Raw genomic sequence first — 24,671 nt, 5'->3', positions numbered from 1 at the left:
CCGCCTCACCGAACCCCGGCCGCTCTCCGGCCCTCCTGGGGCACGGCCCTGCGGTCCGCGGAATCGGCCCCGTCACAGGACGCGGCGCATCACGACGCGGGGGACGATCTCGATGCCCAGCTCCCGCTCGTGGCGCACCAGCTCGTCCAGCTCCGGACCCCACTCGGCGGAGTCGAGCACGGCGAAACCGCGCCGGGCGTACCAGGGGGCGTTCCAGGACACGTCACGGTAGGTCGTCAGCGTCACGGCGGCGAAGCCGGTCGAGGCCGCGTGCTCGCAGACGGCCTCCAGCAGGCGCCCACCGGCTCCCCTGCGCCCGTGGTCGGGGTGGACGGCGAGCTGGTCGAGGTGGAGCTGCCCGTCGACCGGGCCGAACAGGGCGAACCCGATCGGCGGGTCACCCGCCACGAGCACCCTGGAGGGGTCGTCAATCTCCTCGATCATCGTGGTCCCCGGCGGGAAGGTGATCCCGACCTGGGCGAAGACCCCGTCGGCCGCCAGCTCCACCGCGACCAGCCCGGCCAGCTCCTCCGGCCGCGCCCAGCGGACCTCGGCCGATGGTGAAGATCGAGTGCCTGTCATGGAACTGGAGGATATAGCGGCACCGTACGCGGATCAGGCGAGCCTGCCCTCCCCCTCCTGAAACTCGGTGTCATGATCACTCGACGAACGGCGCCGGGCCGGGGACTCCGGAGACCGGCCGGCCCGGCGGGATCACCCGCCAGGGCCTGTTTTGTGGATCTTCGCCGTGGCGAGGATCGTCCAGGTGGATGGCCCGCAAGGCGGAGGAGGAGTTCATAACGGAGTTATGGGCGACGACGACAACGCCGCGGGGCGCCGCCTGGACGACCGCAGTAGGCGAAAAGATCCACAAAACAGGCCCTAGAGGTCGAGAAGATGCTCCAGGCCGACGGTCAGGCCGGGCAGTTCGCGGACCCTGCGCACGCCCAGGAGCACCCCCGGGGTGAACGACGAGCGGTTCATGGTGTCGTGGCGGATGGTGAGGATCTCGCCGTCGCCGCCCAGGATGACCTCCTGGTGGGCGATGAGCCCGGCCAGCCGCACCGCGTGCACGCGGACCCCGTCGACGTCGGCGCCGCGCGCCCCGTCGAGCTCCGTGCTGGTGGCGTCCGGCATCGGCGCCGAACCCGCCTTGCGCCGGGCCTCGGCGACCAGCTCGGCCGTGCGGCGGGCGGTGCCCGAGGGCGCGTCGGCCTTGTTGGGGTGGTGCAGCTCGACGATCTCGGCCGACTCGAAGTAGCGGGCGGCCTGCTGGGCGAAGTGCATCATGAGCACGGCCGCGATGCCGAAGTTGGGGGCGATCAGCGCGTTGACACCGGGATTGGCGTCCAGCCAGCCCCGCACGGTCGCCAGCCGGGCGGCGTCGAAGCCGGTGGTGCCGACCACCGGGTGGATGCCGTGGGAGACGCACCATTCGAGGTTGCCCATCACGACGTCGGGGTGGGTGAAGTCGACCACCACCTCGGCGCCCTCCAGCTCCTCGATCGGGTCGCCCTGGTCGACGGCCGCGACCAGCTCCAGATCGTCCGCCGCCTCGACGGCCCTGCACACTTCGACACCGACGCGCCCTCGGGCGCCGAGAACTCCAACCCTGATCACGGGCCCAAGGCTATACCGAAGGCCCCCGGGACGACGGACGGCCCCGGCGCGGGATGCGCCGGGGCCGCTCGCGTGGGAGAACGGGGAGGACCGTCAGCCGGTGACGACCGCGCTGAAGTCCCGGTCCTCCTTGTAGGGGCCGATGACCGCGAGGGACATCGGCCGGGTGAGGACGTCCGAGGCGACCTCGGCGATCTGCTCCGGGGTCACCGCCTCGATCCTGCCGAGCAGGTCGTCGACCGAGAGCAGCTCGTCGAAGACCAGCTCCCCCTTGCCGATCCTGGACATCCGGGATCCGGTGTCCTCCAGGCCGAGCACGAGACCGCCGCGCATCTGGCCCTTGCCGCGGACGATCTCCTCCTCGGTGATGCCGTCGGTGACCACCCGGAGCACCTCCTCGCGGCAGATCTTCAGCACGTCGTCGATCTTCGACGGCAGGCAGCCGACGTAGATGCCGAACTGGCCGGTGTCGGCGAGGGCGGAGGTGTAGGAGTAGGCCGAGTAGGCCAGCCCCCTCTTCTCCCTGATCTCCTGGAACAGCCGCGAGGACATGCCGCCGCCCAGTGCCGCGTTGAGCACGCCGAGCGCGAAGCGGCGCTCGTCGGTGCGGGTCAGCGCGGTCGTACCGAGGACCAGGTTGGCCTGCTCGGTCGGCCGGTTCACCACCCGCGTGCCGGAGCGGAGCTCGACGCCGGGCCCCGACAGGCGCGGGGGCACCGGCGAGGCGTCCCCGCCCAGGGCCCCGGCCCGCTCGTAGGCCGCCGCGACCAGGGCCACGACCCGCTCGTGGTCGACGTTGCCCGCCACCGACACCACGGTGTGGGTGGGCAGGTAGTAACGCCGGTAGTACTCGGCGATCCGGTCGCGGGTGACCGCGGTGATCGAGTCGATCGTGCCGAGGATCGGCCTGCCGACGGGCGTGTCACCGTACAGCTCCGCGGAGAACTGCTCGTGCACCACGTCCGAGGGGTCGTCGTCGTGCATGGCGATCTCCTCCAGGATCACGCCACGCTCGGCCTCCACGTCCTCCTCGGTGATGAGCGAGGAGGTCACCACGTCGGCGAGCACGTCGATCGCCACCCGCAGGTCCTCGTCGAGGATCCGCGCGTAGTAGCAGGTGTACTCCTTGGAGGTGAAGGCGTTGATCTCGCCGCCGATGCCCTCGATGGCCGCGGAGATCTCCAGGGCGTCCCGCGTGGGCGTGCCCTTGAACAGCAGGTGCTCAAGGAAGTGGGAGGACCCCATGTGCTGGGGGGACTCGTCTCTCGATCCGATGCCGACCCACATGCCGACCGCGACGGAACGCACGGTCGGCATGGACTCGGTCACCACCCGGAGCCCACCGGGAAGGACGGTGCGCTTCACGACCCCGGCGCCGTCCTTGCCGGGGTGCAGAGTGGTGGTGATCACGAGTTGCGGTCTTCCCCTCCGCCGCCACCGCGGTTGCCACCGCCACCGCCGCTGTTGCTGCTGCGGGTGCGGGTGCGGCGGGGCCGCTCCTCGCGGGGCCGCTCGTCGGCCGCGGACGCCTCGGCGGCCGGAGCGGCCGACGGCTCGGTGTCGCCGGACTCGGCCCTGGCCGCGGCCTCCTTCTCGATGACCTCGACGGGCACCAGGGAGAGCTTGCCGCGCGAGTCGATCTCGGCGATCTCCACCTGGACCTTCTCGCCGACGTTCATGACGTCCTCGACGTTCTCGATGCGCTTGCCGCCGTGCAGCTTGCGGATCTGGGAGACGTGCAGGAGGCCGTCCTTGCCCGGCATGAGGGAGATGAAGGCGCCGAAGGCGGCGATCTTGACGACCGTGCCCAGGTAACGCTCGCCGACCTCCGGCATGTGCGGGTTCGCGATGGCGTTAATCGCCGACCTGGCCGCCTCGGCGGACGGGCCGTCGGTGGCGCCGATGTAGATGGTTCCGTCGTCTTCCAGGGTGATCTCGGCGCCGGTGTCGTCCTGGATCTGGTTGATCATCTTGCCCTTCGGGCCGATGACCTCTCCGATCTTGTCCACCGGGATCTTGATCGTGATGATGCGCGGAGCCGTCGCGTTCATCTCCGCCGGGGAGTCGATCGCCTCCTGCATCACGTCGATGATCGCGAGGCGGGCGCCCTTGGCCTGCCGCAGCGCGGCCGACAGCACGGAGGCCGGGATGCCGTCCAGCTTGGTGTCGAGCTGGAGCGCGGTGATGACGTCCTTGGTGCCGGCGACCTTGAAGTCCATGTCGCCCATGGCGTCCTCGGCACCGAGGATGTCGGTCAGCGTGACGTACTGGTCGCCCTCGTTGATGAGGCCCATCGCGATGCCCGCGACGATGCCCTTCAGCGGGACACCCGCGTCGAGCAGCGCCATCGTCGAGGCGCAGACCGACCCCATCGAGGTCGAGCCGTTGGAGCTCAGCGCCTCGGAGACCTGGCGGATCGCGTACGGGAACTCCTCGCGCGCCGGCAGCACCGGCAGGATCGCCCGCTCGGCGAGCGCGCCGTGGCCGATCTCGCGCCGCTTGGGAGAGCCCACCCGGCCGGTCTCACCGGTGGAGTACGGGGGGAAGTTGTAGTTGTGCATGTAGCGCTTGGTGCGCTCGGGGTTGAGCGTGTCGATCATCTGCTCCATGCGGAGCATGTTGAGCGTGGTGATGCCCAGGATCTGGGTCTCGCCGCGCTCGAACAGGGCCGAGCCGTGCACCCGGGGCACGACGTGGACCTCGGCGCTGAGCTGCCGGATGTCCTTGACGCCGCGGCCGTCGATGCGGACGCCCTCGGCGATGACCCGCTCACGCATGAGCGTCTTGGTCAGCGACCGGAACGCGGCGCCGATCTCCTTCTCGCGGCCCTCGAAGTCGGGGCCGATCTTCTCCAGCACCAGGGCCTTGACCCGGTCGAGCTCGGTCTCGCGCTCCTGCTTGCCGGCGATGGTGAGCGCGGCGGCGAGCTCGCTCCGCACCGAGCCGGTCACGGCCTCCAGGACGTCGTCCTGGTAGTCGAGGAACAGGGGGTACTCGGCGGTCTCCTTGGCGGCGACCTTCGCGACCTTGGCCTGCGCCTCGCACAGCACCTTGATGAACGGCTTGGCGGCCTCGAGACCCTGGGCCACGGTCTCCTCGGTCGGAGCCACGGCGCCCTCGGCGACCAGCTTGAGCGTGTCGCGGGTGGACTCGGCCTCGACCATCATGATCGCGACGTCGCCGTCGTCCAGGACGCGGCCCGCGACCACCATGTCGAAGGTGGCGCTGGCCAGCTCGGTGTTGGTCGGGAAGGCGATCCACTGGCCCTCGATCAGCGCGACGCGGACGCCGCCGATCGGGCCGGAGAACGGCAGCCCGGCGAGCTGGGTGGACAGCGACGCGGCGTTGATCGCCACGACGTCGTACAGGTGCTCGGGGTGGAGCGCCATCACGGTGGCGACCACCTGGATCTCGTTGCGCAGGCCCTTGACGAACGAGGGGCGCAGCGGCCGGTCGATCAGGCGGCAGGTGAGGATGGCGTCCTCGGAGGGACGGCCCTCACGCCGGAAGAACGAGCCGGGAATGCGGCCCGCGGCGTACATTCGCTCCTCGACGTCCACCGTGAGGGGGAAGAAGTCGAGGTTCTCCTTGGGATTCTTGGACGCGGTGGTCGCGGAGAGGACCATCGTGTCGTCGTCGAGATAGACGACGGCGGAACCCGCCGCCTGGCGCGCGAGCCGCCCGGTCTCGAACCGGATGGTACGCGTACCGAATGAGCCGTTGTCGATGACGGCTTCGCTGCTGTGGACACCCTCCACGGGGGACCTCCTTGTGGATCGGTCGCCCGCGTCCGGCCAGACGCACGTGTCGCGCCTGGTTCGTCGTGTTGCCGGCTCCCCGTAGGTGCAGCGCCGGTCTTCGATCGAAGCGCCCGGTTCCGTATGGCTTGTGCCATGATGACCGGGGGCCACTACCGAGGACCGGCCCTCCGACGCCGTGGGGCGCGCTTGCTTGCGGACGCGGGGCACTGTCTCGGCTATTCAGTTTGCTCACCGAAGCGGCGTCTTCGTGGCGCGACGCGCCGACACCACCCCGTATGAGATGGGGGAGCGGCGCGAACGCCACTCCCCCATGACACTATCGGCGCAGGCCGAGCCGCTCGATGAGCGAGCGGTAACGCGTGATGTCCTTGCTCTGCAGGTACTTCAGCAGCCGGCGACGGCGGCCGACGAGCAGCAGCAGGCCACGACGGCTGTGGTGGTCGTGCTTGTGCACCTTCAGGTGCTCGGTGAGCTCGCTGATGCGCTTGCTCAGCAGCGCGATCTGCACCTCGGGGGAACCGGTGTCGGTCTCACCCTTGGCGTACTCACCGATGATCTGCTTCTTTGCTGCGGTGTCGAGCGACACTTCTCTCCTTGAACCTCTGCGGGCACGCGCGATTCCGGCTCCCCGAACGACCGTGCGTGCCTACAGTCGCCGTGGCGAGATCAGCACCGGCGTCGTAAGACACCGGTTACAGAGCTGACATGCCAGGTTACCACCGGCTTCGGCGCCCCCGCACATCCTCGGAGAGCCCGGCGAGCCCCGGCCGGAAACTCCAGCGGGACCGGGGTTTCCGGAACCGGAGGGCCACCCCGCGCGAGAGCCGTGGGACACAGGTGCCGGGTGGGATCGCGCGGGATCGCGGTGGAAAGGTCAGCTCGTCAGGCGCCGCACCTCGTCCACGTCGGCGTGGATCTGCGCGACGAGCGCCTCGATCGAGTCGAACCTGGTGTTGCCGCGCAGCCTCGGCCCGAAGTCGACGGCCACGTGCGCGCCGTAGAGATCGAGGTCGTCGCGGTCGAGGGCGTACGCCTCGACGGTGCGGGGCACGCCCTCGAAGGTCGGGTTGGTGCCCACGGAGATCGCCGCTGGCCAGCGCTCACCGTCGTACACCGCGGGCAGATTGCCGGTATCGACACCCTGCAGCCAGCCGGCGTAGACGCCGTCGGCGGGGATCGCGGTGAACTCCGGCGACTCCAGGTTCGCCGTCGGGAAACCGAGCTGCCGGCCGCGCTGGTAGCCGCGGACGACCACGCCCTCGACCCGGTGCGGGCGGCCGAGCGTCTGCCTGACCGCCTCCATGTCGCCGGAGGTGATCTGCTCGCGGATCAGGGTGGAGGAGATCGTCTCCCCGTCGCTGACCAGCGGGACCGCCTCGGCCACGAAGTCGTACTTCTCCCCCAGGGTGCGCAGCGTCTCCACGTCACCGGCGGCCTTGTGGCCGAAGCGGAAGTTCTCCCCCACCACGACCCCGGCGGCGTGCAGCCGGTCGACGAGCACGGTCTGCACGAACTCGTCCGGGCTCATCCGGGAGAACTCCAGCGTGAACGGCAGGACGCACACCGCGTCGACGCCCAGCCCCGCCAGGAGCTCGGTGCGGTGCCTGGCCGTCGTCAGCCTCGGAGGGTGCGTGCCCGGCCGCACCACCTCCTCCGGATGCGGGTCGAAGGTCACCACCACCGAGGACACCCCGAGACGCGCGGCCATCGCGACGGCACGGGCCACCATCTGCTGGTGCCCGCGGTGAACGCCGTCGAAGACGCCGATCGTGACGACGGACCTGCCCCAGTCTTCGGGCACGTCGTCCAATCCGTGCCAGCCTCGCACCGCAGCCTCTTCCCTCGTAGCGGATGAACCCCTAAAGCCTGCCATGCTCCCGGCCCTTCTCCCCAATCGGGGAGCCCCTTGCCCACGGCGCGTCCCCGAGGAGCCTGGGGGTACCGGAGGAACCCCTGACGCCCCGGCCGGGCCGTCAGGGGACGAAGACCGCCAGGGACCTGGCGATCTGGCCCCGCTCCTCCACCAGCGCCACCAGGGCGCCGTCGGGGCCGAACAGCCCGATCGGCCCGCCCCCCAGCCCCAGCGCGGGCAGCCGCCCGCCGTGCGCCACGGAGGACGCCTCCTCGGCGGTCACGTCCCGGCGGGGGAAGGCCGCCGCGACCGCGTCGGCCATCGGCAGGATCACGCACTCGGCCGCGAGCCGCTCCAGGGTGTGGGCCGCCGACAGGTCGTAGGGACCCACCCGGGTACGGCGCAGGGCGGTCAGGTGGCCGCCGACCCCCAGGCCGGCGCCCAGGTCGCGGGCGAGCGCGCGGATGTAGGTGCCGCTGGAACAGGACACCGAGGCGTCGACGTCGACGAGGTCACCGTGCCGGCGTACGGCGGTGATCTCGAAGCCGGACACGGTCACCGGGCGAGGCTTGAGCTCGACCTCCTCGCCCGCCCTGGCCCGCTTGTAGGCCCGCTCGCCGTTCACCTTGATGGCGCTGACCTGCGGCGGGATCTGCGTGATCGGGCCGGTCAGCGTGGCGACGCCCTTCCTGACGTCCTCCTCGGCGACGTGTGCCGCCGAGGCCGTGGCGATGATCTCGCCCTCGGCGTCGTCGGTGTTGGTGGTCTGGCCGAGGCGGATCGTGGCGTCGTAGCCCTTCTCGGTGAGCGCGAGGTGGCCGAGCAGGCGGGTGGCCTTCTCGACCCCGACCACCAGCACGCCGGTGGCCATCGGGTCGAGGGTGCCCGCGTGGCCGACCTTCCGGGTGCCCGCGATGCCGCGGAGCTTGGCCACGACGTCGTGCGAGGTCCACTCCGCGGGCTTGTCAACGATGATCAGCCCGCTCGGCGGCGGGGTGCGCTTGGCGCGAGCCGTACTCATATCGGTCCTCACAGGCGTGCCGGGAAGGTTTTACAGCAGGGCCCGGAGACTCGCGATCGTCTCCTCGACGGGCTGGTGGGAGGTGAAACCCGCCGCCTTGGCGTGGCCGCCGCCCCCCAGCGCGGCGCTGACGCGCGAGACGTCCACCCCGCCCTTGGAGCGCATGGAGACCTGCCAGACGCCGTCGTCGTCCTCCTTGAGGATCGTGGCGACATCCGCGTCGGTGCGCCGGATCACGTCGATGATCCCCTCCACCTCGTCGTACGGCAGCCCGTACGCGGCGCGGTCGGCGCGGGTGACGAACGTCCAGACCAGGCCGCCGCCCACCTCGGCCTCCAGGCGCACCCGGTCGAGCACGACGCCGAGCACCTTCAGGTAGCCGAACGGGGAACGGTCCCACAGCTCGCGGGCGATCCTCTCGGGATCGAGCCCGGTCGCCAGCAGCCGGGCGGCCATGGCGTGCGCCTCGGGGGTGGTGGAGGAGTGCCTGAAGGAGCCGGTGTCGGTGACGAGCCCGACGTACAGGCAGGTCGCGATGTCCCTGTCGACCGGCAGGCCGAGCCGGTGGATCAGCTCCTCGGCGAGCACGGCGGTGGCCGCGGCGCCGGGATCGACCAGGTTGAGGGTGCCGAACCCGGTGTTGGAGGGATGGTGGTCCAGCACGACCAGCTCGTTCGCCTTGACCGTGTTGCCGGTCAGCACCCCGAGACGCCCGACGGTGGGGACGTCGAAGGTGACCATCACCTCGGGTGCGGCGGGGTAGTGCGCGGGGTCGGCCAGCAGCTCCTGCCCGGGGAGGAAACGCAGCAGCCTGGGCACCGTGAAGCGCCGGTCGCCGAAGGAGGCGGTGACCCGCTTGCCCGCCGCGCGCAGCGCGAGCCCGACGCCCAGCATGGAACCGAGCGCGTCGCCGTCGGGCGAGACGTGACAGGCCAGCGCGATCTCGTCCGCGTCGGAGATGAGCTCGACGGCCCGAGCCCAGTCCTGACCGGACACCGGGCCCGCCGAGTCGTCGTCACGCAGGGCGGGCGTCACGTCGCGGAGTGTCCCGCGCGTTCCGAGGATTCGTCTTCTTCGTCCCCGGAGTCGTCCCTGTCCTCGGGCTTGCGGTAGGGGTCGGCGTCCCCTGCGTGCGAGGCGCCCTCGGCCCGCTTGGCGATCTCCACGTCCCTGGCCTTCGCCTCGGCGAGCAGGTCCTCCAGGTGACGGGCGGTGTCGGGGAGCGGGTCGTGGGTGAACGTCAGTGTCGGTGTGTGGCGCAGGCCCGTCTGGCGGCCCACCTCCGAGCGGATGAGCCCCTTGGCGCTCTCCAGTGCCACGGCGGAGTCGGCCCGCTCGGCCTCGGAGCCGAACACGGTGTAGAACACCGTGGCCTCGCTCAGGTCGTTGGTGATGCGCGTGTCCGTCACGGTCACGAACCCCAGCCTGGGGTCCTTGATCCGGCGCTCCAGCATCTCCGCCACGATCTGCTGGATCCGGTCGGCGATCTTACGCGCGCGTGCGGCGTCCATAGCTCCCCCCTTCTCACGGGGATGGCCGGTGGCGGTTAGGGGATCCGCGACCGGCCGTCTCCGTATCTAGTCCTCGTCCTCGTTGTAGAGCCGATGTCTGGCGGACAGCAGCTCGATCTCCGGGTGGAAGGCGATCAGGCGCTCGCAGTCGTCCAGCACCGCGCCGCAGTTGGCGGCGGTGGCGGAGACGACCGCGATCCCGATCTCGGTACGGCGATGCAGATCAAGGTGGCCGGTCTCCGCGACGGCCACACCCGGGAACCGTCGCTGCACCTCGGCGACGATGGGACGCACCACCGAGCGCTTCTGCTTCAGCGAGTGGACGTCGCCGAGCAGGATGTCCAATGTCAGGGCACCTACATACATAGTGGGTCACTCGCCACGGGGTCACCGTGCCACGGGCTCGGGCCCCGCCCACCGGCCGCGCACCCGAGGGGCGCGGCCGGCGGGACGGTTCCTTCGCCTGTCGAGGCATCAGGCTCGCGGCTTCTCCCGCATCTCGAAGGTCTCGATGACGTCATCGATCTTGATGTCGCTGTAGCCGACACCGATACCGCACTCGAACCCTTCGCGGACCTCGGTCGCGTCGTCCTTGAAACGACGCAGCGAGGAGACGCTGAGGTTGTCGGAGATGACGACCCCGCCGCGGATGATCCGGGCCTTGCTGTTGCGGACGATCGTGCCCGAGCGGACCAGCGCACCGGCGATGTTGCCGATCTTCGGCACCTTGAAGACCTCGCGGACTTCGGCGGTGCCCATCTGGACCTCTTCGAACTCCGGCTTGAGCATGCCCTTGAGGGCCGCCTCGATCTCCTCGATCGCCTGGTAGATGACCGAGTAGTAGCGGATGTCGACGCCCTCGCGCTCGGCCAGGTCGCGCGCCCTGACCTCGGGACGCACGTTGAAGCCGATGATGACGGCGTTGTCGTCGGCGACCGCCAGGTTGACGTCGTACTCGGTGATCGCACCGACGGCGCGGTGGAGCACCCGCAGGCGCACCTCGTCGCCGACGTCGATCTTGAGCAGCGCGTCCTCCAGGGCCTCGACGGAACCGGAGACGTCACCCTTGATGATGAGCTTGAGCTCGTCGACCTGGCCCTTCTCCATCTCGCTGAAGAGCTCTTCGAGGGTGCGGCGACGGCCGGACTTGGCCATGTCCGCGATGCGCTTGCGCGCGGCGCGCTGCTGGGCGATCTGGCGCGCCATCCGGTCGTCGGTGACGACGATGAAGTTGTCACCGGCTCCCGGCGTCGCGGTCAGACCGAGGACCTGCACCGGACGGGACGGGTCGGCCTCCGGGATCGCCTCGCCCTTGTCGTCGAGCATCGCCCGGACGCGGCCGAAGGCCTCGCCACAGACGATCGAGTCGCCGACGCGGAGCGTGCCGCGCTGGACCAGCACGGTCGCGACCGGGCCTCGGCCCTTGTCGAGGTGCGCCTCGATGGCGACGCCCTGGGCGTCCATCGTGGCGTTGGCCCGCAGGTCGAGCTCGGCGTCCGCGGTGAGCAGGATGGCCTCGAGCAGCTGCTCGATGCCGATCCCGTTCTTGGCGGAGATGTCGACGAACATCGTGGTGCCGCCGTACTCCTCGGCGACCAGGCCGTACTCGGTGAGCTGGGCGCGCACCTTGCCCGGGTCGGCGCCCTCCTTGTCGACCTTGTTGACCGCGACGACGATCGGCACGTCGGCCGCCTGGGCGTGGTTGAGCGCCTCGACGGTCTGCGGCTTCACACCGTCGTCGGCCGCGACGACCAGGACGGCGATGTCGGTCACCTTGGCGCCTCGGGCACGCATGGCGGTGAACGCCTCGTGACCCGGGGTGTCGATGAAGGTGATCTTCCGGTCTTCGTCCTCGTGCACGGTGGTGATCTGGTAGGCACCGATGTGCTGGGTGATGCCACCCGCCTCCCGCGCCACCTCGTTGGTGTTGCGGATGGCGTCGAGCAGCTTGGTCTTACCGTGGTCGACGTGACCCATGACGGTCACCACCGGCGGGCGCGCGACCAGGTCGGACTCGTCGCCCTCGTCCTCGCCGAACTCGATGTCGAAGGTCTCCAGGAGCTCGCGGTCCTCCTCCTCCGGGCTGACCACAAGCAGGTTGTAGTCGAGCTCGGCGGCCAGAAGCTGGAGCGTCTCCTCGTTGACCGACTGCGTGGCGGTCACCATCTCGCCCAGGTGCAGCATGATCTGCACCAGGGACGCCGGGATCGCGCCGATCTTGTCGGCGAAGTCCGACAGGGAGGCGCCGCGCGACAGGCGGATCGTCTGCCCGTTGCCGCGAGGGGCCTGCACGCCGCCGATCGCCGGGGCCTGCATGTTGTCGAACTCTTGACGCCGCTGGCGCTTGGACTTGCGACCGCGGGTCGGGCGTCCTCCGGGACGGCCGAACGCGCCCGCGGTGCCTCCACCGCGACCACGGCCACCGCCACCGGGACGACCGGCGAAACCGCCGCCACCGCCACCGGGACCACCGGTTCCGGTGCCGGGACGACCGGCGCCTCCACCGCCACCCGGGCGACCGGCGAAACCGCCGCCACCGGGACGACCGCCGCCACCGCCGGGACGACCGGCGCCGCCACCGGGACGACCGGCACCCGCGCCACCGCCGGGACGGCCGGCGCCGCCACCACCGCCACCGGGACCGGCGGGCCGGCCCTGGGGCATCATCATCGGGCTGGGACGCGGACCACCGGGACGCGGGCCACCGGGACCACCGGCACCGCCACCGGGACGCGGGCCACCGGCGCCGGGACCCGGACGCGGGCCACCGGATCCGGGCGGGCCCGAACGGGCGCCGGGCGGGCGGGGGCCGGCGTTGTCGCGGTCCTGACGAGGACCGCGGTCCTCGCGGGGACCGGGACGCGGACCCCTGTCTCCGGGACCGCCGTCACGGCCGGGGCCACCGGGACCACCGGGGCCGCCGGCGCGCGGCGGACGGGCCTGGCCCATGCCGCTGGCGTTCGACGAGAACGGGTTGTTGCCGGGGCGCGGACCGCGCGGGCCCGGACGCGGGCCGGGCTTGGGCGCACCGGCACCGGGGGCACCGGCACCGGGCCTGGGGCCCGAGGGCGCTCCACCCGGACCGCCCGCGGGACGACCGCCCTCGGGACGCGCCTCGGGGCGCGGCGCGGGACCCGGACGCGGCGCGGGCCTGGGACCCGGCTTGGGACCGGAGGACGCGGGGCGACCGCCGTCGGTGCGGGGCGCCTCGAACCGCGGCGCCTGCACCTGCGGCGGCTGCTGACGCGGCGGCTGCGGGGGCTGGGCCGGCGGAGCCGGAGGAACGACCGGCGGGGCCTGCGGCGCGGTGGCCGCGGGACGAGCCGGTACGGGCCCCGGACGAGGACCCGGCCTGGGGGCCGGTCCCGGCTTGGGGATCGATGTCGACGCCGAGGGGGCGCCGTTTGGCTGGCCGTCACCCGGCCGAGGGGCCGCCTGAGGCGGCCTGGGGCCTCTGCCCCTGTCGGACGAGCCCTTGCTGGGGCCGCCCAAAGCTTCCGTGAGCCTGCGGACTACCGGTGCTTCGATAGTCGAGGACGCCGAACGCACGAACTCGCCCATCTCCTGGAGCTTGGCCATGACGACCTTGCTCTCCACACCGAACTCCTTGGCGAGCTCGTATACCCGGACCTTCGCCACTGCACTCCCTTGTCTCGGCCCGGGAGGCGGTGCCGCCGGACCGTCGTTACGTTGACGTACTCATCGCCGCATGCTCATCAGGCGCTCATAGCTATCTGACCAGCCCATCAAATCGGCGTCCTACATGACAGTCGGTAACCATTTCACCCGATCCTTTCAGCCTGTTGCTCTTCCAGGTGGCCGCGCAGCCGCGACAGGTCGAGCGTTTCCGCGACGCGAAAAGCACGCGGAAACGCTCGGCGACGCTCTGCGAGTTCGAGACAGCTCAAGGTGGGATGCAGTGAAGCACCACGCCCTTGGAGCCGTCTTCGCAGGTCAGGGACGATAACGCCCTCGACCACCACCAGGCGGAGCAGCTCGGAGGAAACCGTGCGAACCCGGCACCCCACACATGTTCTCAGTGGGGCAGCCTGGCCACCATATTCCAGCTTACCGTGTGGGCGCATCTGCGGAACCGGCCGCGTCCCCCGGCTGGGTGTCGGGACGGATGTCGATCCGCCAGCCGGTGAGGCGGGCGGCCAGCCGGGCGTTCTGCCCCTCCTTGCCGATGGCGAGGGAGAGCTGGTAGTCCGGCACGGTCACGCGCGCGGCGCGGCCGTCCAAGTCGATCACCTCTACGTGGGAAACACGGGCCGGGGACAGCGCATTCCCCACGAAATCCGCGGGATCCTCCGACCAGTCGATGATGTCGATCTTCTCGCCGTGCAGCTCCGTCATCACGTTGCGCACCCGCGAGCCCATCGGGCCGATGCAGGCGCCCTTGGCGTTCACCCCCGGGCGCCGGGACCGGACCGCGAGCTTGGTGCGGTGACCGGCCTCGCGGGCGACGGCGGCGATCTCGACCGTGCCGTCGGCGATCTCGGGCACCTCCAGCGCGAAGAGCTTCTTCACCAGGCCGGGGTGGGTGCGCGACAGGGTCACCGAGGGGCCCTTGTGGCCCTTCTTGACCTGCACCACGTAGCAGCGGATGCGGTCGCCGTGGACGTACTCCTCGCCCGGGACCTGCTCGCTGTGCGGCAGCACCGCCTCGATCTTGCCCAGGTCGACCAGGACGACCCTCGGGTCCTTGCCCTGCTGGATGACCCCCGCCACGAGCTCGCCCTCGCGGCTGGCGAACTCACCGAAGTTGATCTCGTCCTCGGCGTCGCGGAGCTGCTGCAGGATGACCTGCTTGGCCGTGGTCGCGGCGATGCGGCTGAAGTTGCCCGGGGTGTCGTCGAACTCCCTGAGCACCTCCCCGCTCTCGTCGTCGAGCTCGGCGGCGAAGATGGTCACGTGCCCGGACTTGCGGTCGAGCTCGGCGCGCGCCTTGGCCGCCGCGCCCTCACTCCGGAAATACGCGATCAGCAGCGCGTCCTCGATCGCCTTGACGACCAGGTCGAAGGAGATGTCCTTCTCCCGCTCCAGGCTGCGCAGGACGCTCATGTCGATGTCCACGAGGCTTCCCCCTTAGCCCTCGTCGCCGTCTTCGCCGTCGTCTTCGGCGTCGTCGAGCCGGCGGAATTCCACCTGCACCCGTCCTCGGGTCAGGTCCTCATAGTCGATGCGGCGCGGCGCGCCGTCGACGTCCAGCTCCACGCCGGTCTCGTCGGTGGCGACGATCCGGCCCTCCACGGCGGTGCCGTCCCGCAGGTCGGCCTTGACCAGCCTCTTCACCGCGCGGCGCCAGTGGCGCGGCTCGGTGAGGGGGCGGTCGACCCCCGGGGAGGAGACCTCCAGCACGTACGGGGTGGCCCCCATCGCGTCGTCGGCGTCCAGCGTCGCCGAGACGGCGTGGCTGACCTCCGCGACGTCGTCGAGGCTCACGCCGCCGTCACGGTCGACCACGACACGCAGCAGCCGCCGCTTGCCCGCGGGGGTGACCGTGACGTCCTCCAAGTCGAGCCCTTCGGCCCCGACGACGGGTTCCAGAAGCTTCATCAGGCGGTCGCGGGATGTGGCGCTGCCCATGCCGACCTCCCATTGTCACGATCTCAGCCGGGCGGACCTCGCCCATGCGATTAACCAGCCTATCCACACCAGGGCGTAGAAACAGCGCCACTCGGTGTGGCGGAGCCGCCCGAGAAGCGAGGTGAGTGCCATTATTCCAAGCCCGTACGATGCTAAGTGCGTCAGCTGCCGACACAGAACCGGAGGTCGCCGTGCGTTCCGTCTCCCGGCGCGCCCTGCTGCGGGGCGGCGCTCTCGGGGTGACAGCCGCGACGGTCGCGGGGTGCGCCGCCGAGGAGCGGGTGCCGCCGCCCGTGGCCGCGCCACCCGACCCCGAGACGCTGCTCCTGCGTGAGCTGATCGCGGGCAAGGAGCGGACCGTCGCGCTGTACGCCTCGGCCGCCTCGCCCCGGCTCGAACCCTTCAGGCAGCGGCACGAGGCCCATCTGGCCGAGCTCCGCCGCCGCCTGCCGCCCGCCCCGGTGTCCACGGCCTCGGCCCCCGCGCCGTCGTCCACGCCGTCTCCGTCCGGGAGCGCGCCCCAGGGCGCCGCGTCGGTACGGACCCTGCGCAACCTGGAACGCAGGGCCGCGGCGCTGCGCACCCGCCAGATCGCGGGGGTGTCACCCCCGCTGGCCCAGCTGCTCGCGTCCATCGGCGCCTGCGAGGCCGCGCACGCCCTGGCCCTGTCGGGGCCGTTGTGAGGGGCGCCTCGGGGTCCGGCGCGGGGGCCGATCAGGGACTCGGCGCGGCGCTGGCGGCCGAGCACGCCGCCGTGTACGCGTACGGGGTCCTGGGGGCCAGGACCACGGGCAGGCTGCGCGCGGCGATGACGACGGCCTACAACGCCCACCGGGCCCACCGCGACCGGCTCCGCACCATGGTCATCGCCGCGGGCGGCACGCCCGCCGAGCCGAAGGCGGTGTACGAGCTCCCGGTCACGCCGTCCAGCCCGGCCCAGGCGGTGGAGCTGGCCGTGCTGGTCGAGCGGGGGGTGACCGGCGCCTACCTGGAGCTGGCGGCGTCCACGGACACCGCCCTGCGCGAGCTGGCCGCGCTGGTCATGCAGGAGTGCGTCACCCGCTCCTACAGCCTGCGTCCCGAGATCGACGCCTTTCCCGGCATGCCGCCCAGGACGGCGCCGGAACCCACCCCCACCGGCACCGCCACCCCAACCGCGACCACGTCCGGGTGAGCACGTGCCTCTCACCGTGATCGCGTCCCGGTGAGCGTCCGAGAGCACCGGACCCCGTCGCGGTCGCGTCCCGATGGGCGCCCGAGACCACCGGCCGGCGCGACCGTGTCCCGGTGACGTTTCCCGCCGGTTTTCGCGGGTGGCCGCCTTCCGGGGGAAGCGCGGGGGTCGGACTGGTCAGCGCGGAAATCGATCTTCAATGGGGGGTTCCGGATTCGCGAGCCACGATTCAAACCCGCTTTCGACCATGTTTGCATCGCGGCTGCCGGGTAGCTGAGTCTCGCGAAATACGCCTAAGGAGGAAGCAATGGGCTGGGGATACCGGAAATCCATGAAGTTCGGTCCGTTCCGTCTTAACCTTTCGCGGAGCGGAGTGGGTCACAGCTGGGGAAACCGCGCCTTCAGAGTCACCAAGACGGCCGATGGGCGCCGCACTCTGAGCGTCAATCTTCCCGGTGGCTTCCACTGGCGCAAGACACTCAGCGGCAGCGGCAGCCGTCGCTGATGGGCATTACCCGGGAACCGTTCGCGGGCGTCGCTCGTTCTCATGACACGACGCGGCGTTTTGGGAAGTCCGCGGAGTCCGGGGAGTTCGGGGAGAAGGCAATGGGCTGGGGATACAGAAAGTCGATCAAAGTCGGTCCCTTCAGGATCGACCTGTCCCCGCGAGGGGTCGGCCACAGTTTCGGCAGTCGCAGATTTCACGTCACCAGGACTCCCGACGGCCGCAAATACGTGACCGTCAACCTGCCGGGCGGGTTCCACGTGGGCAAGGCGATCGGCCGGAGCTCCCGATACCGTCACCACCACTACTGACGCGGGCCACACACAGCGGGCCATATACACGGGAGAGCGGCCCACCCCTTCGAAGGGGTGGGCCGCTCTCCCGTGTATATGGGGTGTCGCGCCTCTACCGGGCCGTCCAGCCGTTGTCGCGATCCTCGTCACCCCCGGAGCCAGGGATCACTCCCGGCGAGCGTTGGGGATCACCCTCGATGGCACAAAGCACCCTGGGAGGCGTCCGGGATCTCCCCCGGCGGCGCGGGTTTCCCCTGGCCGATCGAGATCACCCCCGGCAGGCCGCCACGACGCGGTCGACGGCCTCGGCGAGCGGGATCTCCTCCTTGGCGCCGGTGGCGCGGTCGCGCAGCTCCGCGACGCCCTGGGTGAGGCCGCGGCCGACGATCAGGATCGTCGGCATGCCGAGCAGCTCGGCGTCCTTGAACTTCACACCCGGCGAGACGCCGGCGCGGTCGTCCACCAGGACGCGCAGCCCTCGGCCCTCCAGCTCCTCGGCGATCCGGGTGGCGGCCTCGACCTGGCCGTCCTTGCCGGTGCCCACGACGTGGACGTCGGCGGGGGCGACCTCGCGGGGCCAGACCAGGCCGAGCTCGTCGTGCGTCTGCTCGGCCAGCACCGCCACGGCCCGGGAGACACCGATGCCGTAGGAGCCCATGGTGACCCGGATCGGCTTGCCGTCGGGGCCGAGGGCGTCGAGCTTCGCGGCGTCGGCGTACTTGCGGCCGAGCTGGAAGATGTGGCCGATCTCGATGCCGCGGTCGATGGACAGGCCGGAGCCGCAGACCGGGCAGGCGTCGCCCGCGCGGACCTCGGCGGCCTCGATGGTGCCGTCGGCGGCGAAGTCACGGCCCGCGACGACGTCCGCGGCGTGCTTGCCGGGCTCGTTGGCACCGGTCACCCAGGCGGAGCCGTCGACCACGCGGGGGTCGACGAGGTAGCGGATGCCGAGGTCCTTGAGGACCTGCGGGCCGATGTAGCCGCGGACCAGGCCGGGGTGCCTGGCGAAGTCCTCGGCCTCGAAGATCGCGGGCTCGCCGGGGGCCAGGGAGGCCTCCAGCCGCTTGAAGTCGACCTCGCGGTCTCCGGGCACGCCGACGACCAGGGTCTCGGTCTTGTCCGAGCCGGGGACGGTCACCTTGACCACGATGTTCTTGAGCGTCTGGGCGGCGGTGACGCCGAGGCCGTGGTGCTCGTTGACGTAGCCGACCAGGGACTCGATGGTCGGGGTGTCGGGGGTGTCGAGCACTCGCGCGGCGGGCCGCTCACCGGTGATCGCGGCCGGCGCGGGGGTGACGACGGCCTCCGCGTTGGCCGCGTAGCCGCAGTTGTGGCAGGCCACGAAGGTGTCCTCGCCGGTGGCCGCGGGGGCGAGGAACTCCTCGGAGGCCGACCCGCCCATCGCCCCGGACGTGGCGAAGCAGATCTTGTAGGCGATGCCGAGGCGGTCGAAGGTCCTGACGTAGGTCTCGCGGTGGCGCTCGTAGGAGCGCTTGAGGCCGTCGTCGTCGAGGTCGAAGGAGTAGGAGTCCTTCATGATGAACTCGCGCCCGCGCAGGATGCCGGCCCGGGGACGGGCCTCGTCGCGGTACTTGGTCTGGATCTGGTAGAGGGTCACCGGATAGTCCTTGTAGGAGGCGTACTCCCCCTTGACCATGTCGGTGAACATCTCCTCGTGGGTGGGACCGAGGAGATAGTCGGCCCCCTTGCGGTCCTTGAGGCGGAAGAGCGTGTCGCCGTACTCGGTCCAGCGGCCGGTCGCCTCGTAGTATTCGCGGGGCAGCAGGGCGGGGAAGAGCACCTCCTGGCCGCCCATGCGGTTCATCTCCTCGCGCACGACGCGCGTGACGTTCTCCAGGACCGTCTTGCCGAGCGGCAGCCAGGAGTAGACGCCGGGGGCGACGCGGCGGACGTAACCGGCGCGGACGAGCAGCTTGTGGCTCGGGACTTCCGCGTCTGCCGGGTCGTCCCTCAGCGTTCGAAGAAACAGCGACGACATGCGCAGCAGCACGGCTACTCCTAGTTGGCGAGGTTCGATGCTCTACAGGCTATCGAGTCTCGCAAGCCGATTGTCTGCCGTCGACCGCTTCCGGGCCGGGCGGTGTGGCCTCAGAGGCCGGTGAGGAAAACGAAGTACGAGGCCCCGAGGACCAGCGCGATCAGCGCGGAGCAGACCCGGTCGCAGCCGCGTCCCAGCGACACCAGCATCCCCAGCGCGATCGCGGCCACGACCGTGACACCCCACGGCCAGAAACCGGAGACGTGCTCGGGCCCGCCGGGCATCGCCTTGTCGATCCCGTCGAACAGGGCGAGCCCGGCCGCGCCACCGGCCGCGACGTCTCCCCAGCGGTCGTAGCGTTTGGCGAGGTAGGAGAGGACGCCGATCGCGACGAGATTCGCGATCATGAGGTTCATCGAGGCGCCGCCACCGAGGCTCACGAGCCAGGCGTTCGACTCGAAGATCGTGGCGACGAGCAGCGAGAGGATCGGCCCGAACGCGGCCAGCACGCTCGAGAGCACCGCCCAGCCGAAACCGGCCGCGGTCCGCCCCATGACGACGACGAGGAGAAGGTACGCGTACGGGTTGTAAAGCGCGTACAGCAGGTCGGGGCCGTAAGCCAGCAGCGCTCCGACACCACCGAGCAGCATCCCCACGAAGAGCGAGAGGACCATGTGCCGGAGAATGGCACGATCCCGACGGTCTCCCGCGACGAAGTCAAGCATGTAATTACGTTCTGCCAAAGCCACTGATCCCCCGATCACATTCGCTAGTGGCTATCAACAGTGTATCTGACCTGGGGTAATGCCCCGAATATGTCAAATTCGTAAAGCAAGCGAGCGCTTGATAACACTGCCGCCGCGAGCCTTTCCTCGGGCATTTCCACGACCTTCTCCGGCAGATTCGGGAAGACCGGCCGGAGCTCCGCGACACCGCCCGCGCCCTTCTCACCCGGCGTTCCGGCCCCCCTCCGGCGTCCGGACGTCCCGGGATCGGTTCGCCGCCGCCCCGGGCGGGTGGCGGCCTCCGGGGCGTCAGCCGCCGAGCAAAACCTCCCAGGGGTGGCGGGAGGTGGTCCTGCGGGTGGTGTCGAGCGCCTCACCGAGGCGGCGCAGGCCGGCCCTGCCTCGGAAGCGCTCGCGGTGCACGGGGTCGACGGCGCGCAGGACGAACGGAACGCCCATGACGTCCAGCGTGGCGCCACCGGCCGTGGCGGGCCCCGAGCGGGTGACCAGGGCGTCGGGGCAGCCGGGGTCGCGGACCTGCCTGGCCAGTACGGCGGCGATGTCGGCCGCGCCGGGGCCGTCGCGCCACTCGATGTGCCAGCCGTGGTCGGCCCCGCGCCACCAGGTCAGGTCGCGGCAGGACTCCAGGAGCTCCGACTCGCCCGCCAGCGCGGCCATCACCCGCCCGAACGCCTCGTACCGGAGTCCACGCGAGGGCCGTCCCTCACCGGGAGCACCGAGAGCACCAGGGGCACCGGGGGCACCCGGGGTGCCGGACGAGCCGGGAGTGCGTCCTGTTCCTCGTGGTCCTCTCGCGCCCTGGAGCGGACCGTCCTTTGGACGCCGGGCATCCGCTTTGCGGCGCTTCTCCGCTCCTGAACTCACGAGAACCAACTGTGATCCGCCGGGCTTGTCCCCGCAAGTGTTGATTTGGTGGCCGACCGTACGCCACGAGACCGGCCGAGCCGGTCGCCCGCCGGAGCGCGGGCCGGAGAGGTGGCGCGCACCGGCCGGGGCCGGATGCCCGGCGAACAACTCGATCATGTCGGCGCGTGAGTCTGGCAGGTTGCCCCCTCGGTGATACAGAATCGAACAGGGCATCGCGTTCATGACATCCAACGCCGAGGAGGCGATATGTCACTGCGAGTCGCGATCGTGGGGTCAGGACCAGCCGGGATCTACACCGCCGAGGCCCTGACGAAGCAGGCCGCCGTTCCTCTCAGGGTGGACGTGCTGGAACGGCTGCCGACGCCGTACGGGCTGGTCCGGTACGGGGTGGCTCCCGACCACACCTCGATCAAGTCGATAGCGGACTACCTGCGCGGCGTGCTGGAGCTTCCCGAGGTGCGGTTCCTCGGTGGTGTCGAGCTGGGCAAGGACGTCGACGTCACCGACCTGCTCGCCTGCTACGACGCGGTCGTCTACTGCACCGGCGCGATGGTGGACCGGCGGATGGGCATTCCCGGCGAGGACCTGCCGGGCAGCGTGGCCGCCACCGACTTCGTCAACTGGTACTGCGGCCACCCCGACATGCCCGCCGACCGCTTCGTCCTCGACAGCCCCGAGGTCGCGGTGATCGGCGTGGGCAACGTGGCGGTCGACGTGGTGCGCGTCCTGGCCAAGACCGCCGAGGAGCTGCGTGCCACGGACGTGCCCGAGGAGGTGCTGACCCGGCTGGCCGCCAGCGAGGTGAAGACCGTCCACATGGTCGGACGCCGGGGGCCCGAGCACGCCAAGTTCACCCTGAAGGAGCTCAGGGAGCTGGGCGAGCTGGCCAACGCGGACGTGCGCGTACGGGCCGAGGAGTGCGTGGCGGACGTCACGGCGGCGTCCCGGCAGGTCCGGGGGAACGTCGAGGTCCTGCGGAGCTGGGCCGCCCGTGCCTCCATGGGCCGCCCTCGGCGGCTGGACGTGCGGTTCTGGATGCGTCCGGTGGAGATCCTCGGCGAGGGACGGGTGGAGGCGCTCAGGCTGGAACGCACCCGGCTGGTGGACGGCCGGGTCGTCGGCACCGGCGAGTTCGAGACCCTCCCGGTCGGCATGGTGCTGCGCTCGGTCGGCTACCAGAGCGTGCCACTGCCCGGCGTCCCCTTCTCCGAGACCACCATGACCGTGCCGAACGAGGCCGGCCGGGTCCGTGACCGCGAGTACGTCGCGGGCTGGCTCAAGCGGGGCCCCACCGGCGTGATCGGCACCAACAAGTCCGACGCCGCCGAGACGGTCCGCACCCTCCTCGCCGATCTCGCCAACCGCGCCGACCATGATCCGGAACCCCGGACGGACCTGGACGACCTTCTCGCCGCCCGGGGCGTCTCGCCGATCACCTACGAGCACTGGCTGTCCATCGAGGCGGCCGAGGCGGCCCTGGCCAGATCCCTCGACCGGGGCGAGCGGGTGAAGCTCCTCGGCCTCGCGGCCATGCTCACCGCCTGCGATCGGGAGCAACTGCGGGAAAGCGACCTGGAGACCGGCTGAACGGGCCGCCCTGCCTGGCTCGACCTGGACCAGGCCGGCCCGGCCCGGACCGGCGAGGCGGCCGGGCCCGCCGGACCGCCAGGTTTCCCCGAACCGGCAACTTCCCCTCGAAACGGCACGTCCAGGAGGAACACCAGTATGCGCGTCACGCTCGCCGACCCGTCCGCCCTGATCCCGGGTTTCGAGCGGACCCATCGCGAGCAGTCCGCGCTGTACCCGTACCGGCCGGTCGAGTGGCAGCCCGTGCACACGGTCTACGTCCCGGCCGACCGGTTCGACGCCGGGACGACGCGGGAGTGGGGTGACGCCGCGCTGGAGCTGTTCCGGCGGCACCTGCCGGTGGGCGACCTCGCCACGATCCTCGGCACCACGCCCGGCGTGTCCCTCGACCCGGGCGGGGACGTCGCCGGGGCCGTGCACGAGAGGGTGGCCGCCAAGCTCGCCCGGGAGCCCGTCGAGGACCTGCGGATCGACTTCGAGGACGGCTACGGGACGCGCCCCGGGGAGGAGGACGGCCACGCCTCCGCCGCCGCCAAGGCGATCGCGGCCATGCACGCGGCCGGGACGCTCCCCCGGCGCTGGGGGCCGAGGGTGAAGTCGTTCGCCGACGGCGACCCGGTCCGCGCCGTCAGGACCCTGGACGGTTTCCTCACCGGTGTGGCCGACCGGGCCGGGCACCTGCCCGAGGGGTTCGTCGTCACCTTCCCGAAGGTGCTGATGAGGGACTACCTGGACCAGTTCGCCGACTGCCTCGACGCGCTGGAGGACGGGCTGGGCCTCGGCCGGGGCACGCTGAGGTTCGAGATCCAGGTGGAGGCGCCGCAGACGGTGCTGTTCCTGGACGCGGGCCTGGTGACCTCCCTGCGGGGCAGGCTGGCGGCGGCGCACTTCGGCGTCTTCGACTACACGGCGAGCTGCGCCCTTCCCCCGCACGAGCAGCGGCTGGACCACCCCGTCTGCGACCACGCCAGGCACGTCATGCGGACCGTCTTCGCCGGGACCGGGGTGGAGCTGTCGGACGGGTCGCTGGCCGCCTCTCCCGCCTCGGACGGCAGGAGTGACGTGCTGGACCTGTGGCGGCGCCACGCGGAGCTGGTCGGGCACTCCCTGTCCCACGGTTTCTACCAGGGCTGGGACATGCACCCGTCACACCTGGTCAGCCGGTACGCGGCGGTCTACGCCTTCCACCTGTCCCGGTACGGGGAGTACACCCGCCGGGTGCGCGCCTGGGAGGAGCGGCGCGACGCCGGTGAGGGCGTGATGGACGAGCCCGCCACGGTCAGGACCATGGCCGCCGCCCTCCGCCGCGCCGACCTGGCGCTGGGCACCGGCCCCGCGGAGCCACCGGCCTGACTCCGGACACCCGGCCGGACGGCACAGCTGAGGAGCCCGGCGTTCCACGGCGGGTCGCCGTAGAGGCATAGAGAGGCCCGGCGGGCCTCAGTCGATGAGGGTGCGCCACTCGCGGACCCGGCGGGCGTCGACCGGGTCCGACCAGGACGCCCGCACGGCGCTGCCGACGTGGAAGGCCCGCACGCCGTACTCCATCAGCGCTCCGACGTGGCCGGGACGCAGCCCGCCGCCCGCCATGATCAACGGGCCGTCGCCGGCCTCGCACCGGGTCTTGAGCAGCGGCAGCCCGTCCGCCACGCCACCGGGCGCACCCGAGGTGAGCACGGTGGCGAGGTTGGGCAGGAGACGGACCGCGCGCCAGCTCGCCTGGGTGTCGGCCGCGTGGTCCACCGCCCGGTGGAAGGTCCAGGGCAGCGGCGCGACAGCGTGGATGAGCGCCTCGGTGGCGGCCAGGTCGACCGCACCGGCCTCGTCGAGGAAACCGAACACGAACCCGGCCGCGCCCGCGTCGGCGAGGGCCCTGGCATCGCGGCTCAGGGCCTTCAGCGACTCGGGCGTGGCCAGAAACGAGGCCTCACCGCGCAACATCACCATCTGCGGAAGCGCGCACTCCTTGGAGATCGCCGCGACCGTTTCCGCCGCCGGGGTGAGCCCGTCGGAGGCCATGTCGGCGACGACCTCCAGGCGATCGGCGCCGCCCGCTTCTGCGGCGACGGCGTCACGCACATCAAGCGTGATCACCTCAAGCAAGGATCCGGTCATGATTGGAGGCTATCGGATGACTTTGTCCTGG

General features: G+C 71.1%; 24 protein-coding genes. 6 read left to right on the top strand and 18 right to left on the bottom strand.

Going from position 1 to position 24,671, the window contains the following annotated elements; translation table 11 throughout:
• Positions 1-72: 72 nt before the first annotated feature.
• The 14 genes from ABD817_RS25210 to rimP all read right to left on the bottom strand — a co-directional run bounded on the left by ABD817_RS25210 (position 73) and on the right by rimP (position 15,354).
• Positions 73-582: a GNAT family N-acetyltransferase gene (locus ABD817_RS25210; RefSeq protein ID WP_344920605.1), complete on the bottom strand. Its 510-nt coding sequence runs from the start codon at positions 580-582 to the stop codon at positions 73-75.
• 300 nt (positions 583-882) lie between these two features.
• Positions 883-1,620: a 4-hydroxy-tetrahydrodipicolinate reductase gene (gene dapB / locus ABD817_RS25205; RefSeq protein WP_344920604.1), complete on the bottom strand. Its 738-nt coding sequence runs from the start codon at positions 1,618-1,620 to the stop codon at positions 883-885.
• A gap of 93 nt (positions 1,621-1,713) precedes the next feature.
• A complete protein-coding gene (locus ABD817_RS25200) occupies positions 1,714-3,027 on the bottom strand; it encodes a M16 family metallopeptidase (protein ID WP_425583407.1) in 1,314 nt (437 codons plus the stop codon).
• Positions 3,027-5,378: a polyribonucleotide nucleotidyltransferase gene (locus ABD817_RS25195; protein ID WP_344920602.1), complete on the bottom strand. Its 2,352-nt coding sequence runs from the start codon at positions 5,376-5,378 to the stop codon at positions 3,027-3,029. The genes ABD817_RS25200 and ABD817_RS25195 overlap by 1 nt, the downstream gene beginning before the upstream one ends.
• A gap of 319 nt (positions 5,379-5,697) precedes the next feature.
• Positions 5,698-5,967: a 30S ribosomal protein S15 gene (gene rpsO, locus ABD817_RS25190; protein WP_344920601.1), complete on the bottom strand. Its 270-nt coding sequence runs from the start codon at positions 5,965-5,967 to the stop codon at positions 5,698-5,700.
• A gap of 288 nt (positions 5,968-6,255) precedes the next feature.
• Positions 6,256-7,209 (bottom strand): bifunctional riboflavin kinase/FAD synthetase, encoded by a 954-nt coding sequence (locus ABD817_RS25185; RefSeq protein ID WP_344920600.1) that lies wholly within the window; start codon positions 7,207-7,209, stop codon positions 6,256-6,258.
• Between the two features lie 145 nt (positions 7,210-7,354).
• On the bottom strand, positions 7,355-8,254 hold the full coding sequence (truB, locus tag ABD817_RS25180) for a tRNA pseudouridine(55) synthase TruB (RefSeq protein WP_344920599.1): 900 nt from the start codon (positions 8,252-8,254) through the stop codon (positions 7,355-7,357).
• A 30-nt stretch (positions 8,255-8,284) separates the two neighbouring features.
• A complete protein-coding gene (locus ABD817_RS25175; RefSeq protein WP_344920597.1) occupies positions 8,285-9,289 on the bottom strand; it encodes a DHH family phosphoesterase in 1,005 nt (334 codons plus the stop codon).
• Entirely contained in the window at positions 9,286-9,765 is a 480-nt protein-coding gene (gene rbfA / locus ABD817_RS25170; RefSeq protein WP_344920596.1) for a 30S ribosome-binding factor RbfA, read from the bottom strand. Before rbfA ends, ABD817_RS25175 begins: the two co-directional genes overlap by 4 nt.
• Positions 9,766-9,831: 66 nt before the next feature.
• Positions 9,832-10,131 (bottom strand): DUF503 domain-containing protein, encoded by a 300-nt coding sequence (locus tag ABD817_RS25165; RefSeq protein ID WP_344920595.1) that lies wholly within the window; start codon positions 10,129-10,131, stop codon positions 9,832-9,834.
• Between the two features lie 108 nt (positions 10,132-10,239).
• Entirely contained in the window at positions 10,240-13,404 is a 3,165-nt protein-coding gene (gene infB, locus ABD817_RS25160; protein ID WP_344920594.1) for a translation initiation factor IF-2, read from the bottom strand.
• A gap of 143 nt (positions 13,405-13,547) precedes the next feature.
• Entirely contained in the window at positions 13,548-13,850 is a 303-nt protein-coding gene (locus ABD817_RS25155) for a YlxR family protein (protein WP_344920593.1), read from the bottom strand.
• Positions 13,834-14,841, bottom strand: a complete 1,008-nt coding sequence (nusA, locus tag ABD817_RS25150) for a transcription termination factor NusA (RefSeq protein WP_344920592.1) — start codon at positions 14,839-14,841, stop codon at positions 13,834-13,836. The genes ABD817_RS25155 and nusA overlap by 17 nt, the downstream gene beginning before the upstream one ends.
• A 12-nt stretch (positions 14,842-14,853) precedes the next feature.
• A complete protein-coding gene (gene rimP, locus ABD817_RS25145; protein ID WP_344920591.1) occupies positions 14,854-15,354 on the bottom strand; it encodes a ribosome maturation factor RimP in 501 nt (166 codons plus the stop codon).
• Positions 15,355-15,545: 191 nt separating this feature from the next.
• Between rimP and ABD817_RS25140 the strand changes: the two genes are divergently transcribed.
• From ABD817_RS25140 to ABD817_RS25125, 4 genes are all read left to right on the top strand, one after another.
• A complete protein-coding gene (locus ABD817_RS25140) occupies positions 15,546-16,037 on the top strand; it encodes a hypothetical protein (RefSeq protein WP_344920590.1) in 492 nt (163 codons plus the stop codon).
• Positions 16,034-16,528, top strand: coding sequence for a ferritin-like domain-containing protein (locus ABD817_RS25135; protein WP_344920589.1), 495 nt, complete (start codon positions 16,034-16,036; stop codon positions 16,526-16,528). The genes ABD817_RS25140 and ABD817_RS25135 overlap by 4 nt, the downstream gene beginning before the upstream one ends.
• 307 nt (positions 16,529-16,835) lie before the next feature.
• A complete protein-coding gene (locus ABD817_RS25130) occupies positions 16,836-17,033 on the top strand; it encodes a DUF4236 domain-containing protein (RefSeq protein WP_344920588.1) in 198 nt (65 codons plus the stop codon).
• A gap of 101 nt (positions 17,034-17,134) precedes the next feature.
• A complete protein-coding gene (locus ABD817_RS25125) occupies positions 17,135-17,344 on the top strand; it encodes a DUF4236 domain-containing protein (protein ID WP_344920587.1) in 210 nt (69 codons plus the stop codon).
• Between the two features lie 250 nt (positions 17,345-17,594).
• Here the strand turns inward: ABD817_RS25125 and ABD817_RS25120 are convergent, their stop codons facing one another.
• The 3 genes from ABD817_RS25120 to ABD817_RS25110 form a co-directional block, all read right to left on the bottom strand.
• A complete protein-coding gene (locus tag ABD817_RS25120) occupies positions 17,595-19,337 on the bottom strand; it encodes a proline--tRNA ligase (protein WP_344920586.1) in 1,743 nt (580 codons plus the stop codon).
• A 98-nt stretch (positions 19,338-19,435) separates the two neighbouring features.
• The gene (locus ABD817_RS25115; RefSeq protein WP_344920585.1) at positions 19,436-19,999 is read right to left on the bottom strand and encodes a hypothetical protein; all 564 of its coding nucleotides are present in this window, start codon (positions 19,997-19,999) and stop codon (positions 19,436-19,438) included.
• A 360-nt stretch (positions 20,000-20,359) separates the two neighbouring features.
• Positions 20,360-20,728, bottom strand: a complete 369-nt coding sequence (locus ABD817_RS25110) for a hypothetical protein (RefSeq protein WP_344920584.1) — start codon at positions 20,726-20,728, stop codon at positions 20,360-20,362.
• Positions 20,729-21,184: 456 nt separating this feature from the next.
• Between ABD817_RS25110 and ABD817_RS25105 the strand changes: the two genes are divergently transcribed.
• Positions 21,185-22,525 (top strand): FAD-dependent oxidoreductase, encoded by a 1,341-nt coding sequence (locus tag ABD817_RS25105; protein WP_344920583.1) that lies wholly within the window; start codon positions 21,185-21,187, stop codon positions 22,523-22,525.
• A gap of 138 nt (positions 22,526-22,663) precedes the next feature.
• Positions 22,664-23,878, top strand: coding sequence for a DUF6986 family protein (locus ABD817_RS25100; RefSeq protein WP_344920582.1), 1,215 nt, complete (start codon positions 22,664-22,666; stop codon positions 23,876-23,878).
• Positions 23,879-23,965: 87 nt separating this feature from the next.
• On the opposite strand, the gene ABD817_RS25095 is transcribed toward ABD817_RS25100, so the two are convergent.
• Complete coding sequence (locus ABD817_RS25095) at positions 23,966-24,640, bottom strand: copper homeostasis protein CutC (protein ID WP_344920581.1); 675 nt, start codon at positions 24,638-24,640, stop codon at positions 23,966-23,968.
• Between the last annotated feature and the right edge of the window lie 31 nt (positions 24,641-24,671).

The organism is Streptosporangium oxazolinicum, assembly GCF_039537505.1.
Classification (GTDB): domain Bacteria; phylum Actinomycetota; class Actinomycetes; order Streptosporangiales; family Streptosporangiaceae; genus Streptosporangium; species Streptosporangium oxazolinicum.
The sequence above is the reverse complement of the archived record's forward strand: the minus strand, read 5'-3'. Positions and strand labels throughout refer to the sequence as shown.

What these genes read in the sequence shown, in the direction of transcription:
- ABD817_RS25100 (WP_344920582.1), top strand. Translation starts at nt 22,664, where the DNA reads ATGCGCGTCACGCTCGCCGACCCGTCCGCCCTGATCCCGGGTTTCGAG.
- rimP (WP_344920591.1), bottom strand. Translation starts at nt 15,354, where the DNA reads ATGGGCAGCGCCACATCCCGCGACCGCCTGATGAAGCTTCTGGAACCC.
- ABD817_RS25095 (WP_344920581.1), bottom strand. Translation starts at nt 24,640, where the DNA reads ATGACCGGATCCTTGCTTGAGGTGATCACGCTTGATGTGCGTGACGCC.
- rbfA (WP_344920596.1), bottom strand. Translation starts at nt 9,765, where the DNA reads ATGGACGCCGCACGCGCGCGTAAGATCGCCGACCGGATCCAGCAGATC.
- ABD817_RS25115 (WP_344920585.1), bottom strand. Translation starts at nt 19,999, where the DNA reads ATGGTCCTCTCGCTCTTCGTGGGGATGCTGCTCGGTGGTGTCGGAGCG.
- ABD817_RS25130 (WP_344920588.1), top strand. Translation starts at nt 16,836, where the DNA reads ATGGGCTGGGGATACCGGAAATCCATGAAGTTCGGTCCGTTCCGTCTT.
- ABD817_RS25125 (WP_344920587.1), top strand. Translation starts at nt 17,135, where the DNA reads ATGGGCTGGGGATACAGAAAGTCGATCAAAGTCGGTCCCTTCAGGATC.
- ABD817_RS25165 (WP_344920595.1), bottom strand. Translation starts at nt 10,131, where the DNA reads ATGTATGTAGGTGCCCTGACATTGGACATCCTGCTCGGCGACGTCCAC.
- ABD817_RS25105 (WP_344920583.1), top strand. Translation starts at nt 21,185, where the DNA reads ATGTCACTGCGAGTCGCGATCGTGGGGTCAGGACCAGCCGGGATCTAC.
- ABD817_RS25110 (WP_344920584.1), bottom strand. Translation starts at nt 20,728, where the DNA reads ATGGCCGCGCTGGCGGGCGAGTCGGAGCTCCTGGAGTCCTGCCGCGAC.
- ABD817_RS25210 (WP_344920605.1), bottom strand. Translation starts at nt 582, where the DNA reads ATGACAGGCACTCGATCTTCACCATCGGCCGAGGTCCGCTGGGCGCGG.
- ABD817_RS25155 (WP_344920593.1), bottom strand. Translation starts at nt 13,850, where the DNA reads ATGCGCCCACACGGTAAGCTGGAATATGGTGGCCAGGCTGCCCCACTG.
- truB (WP_344920599.1), bottom strand. Translation starts at nt 8,254, where the DNA reads ATGAGTACGGCTCGCGCCAAGCGCACCCCGCCGCCGAGCGGGCTGATC.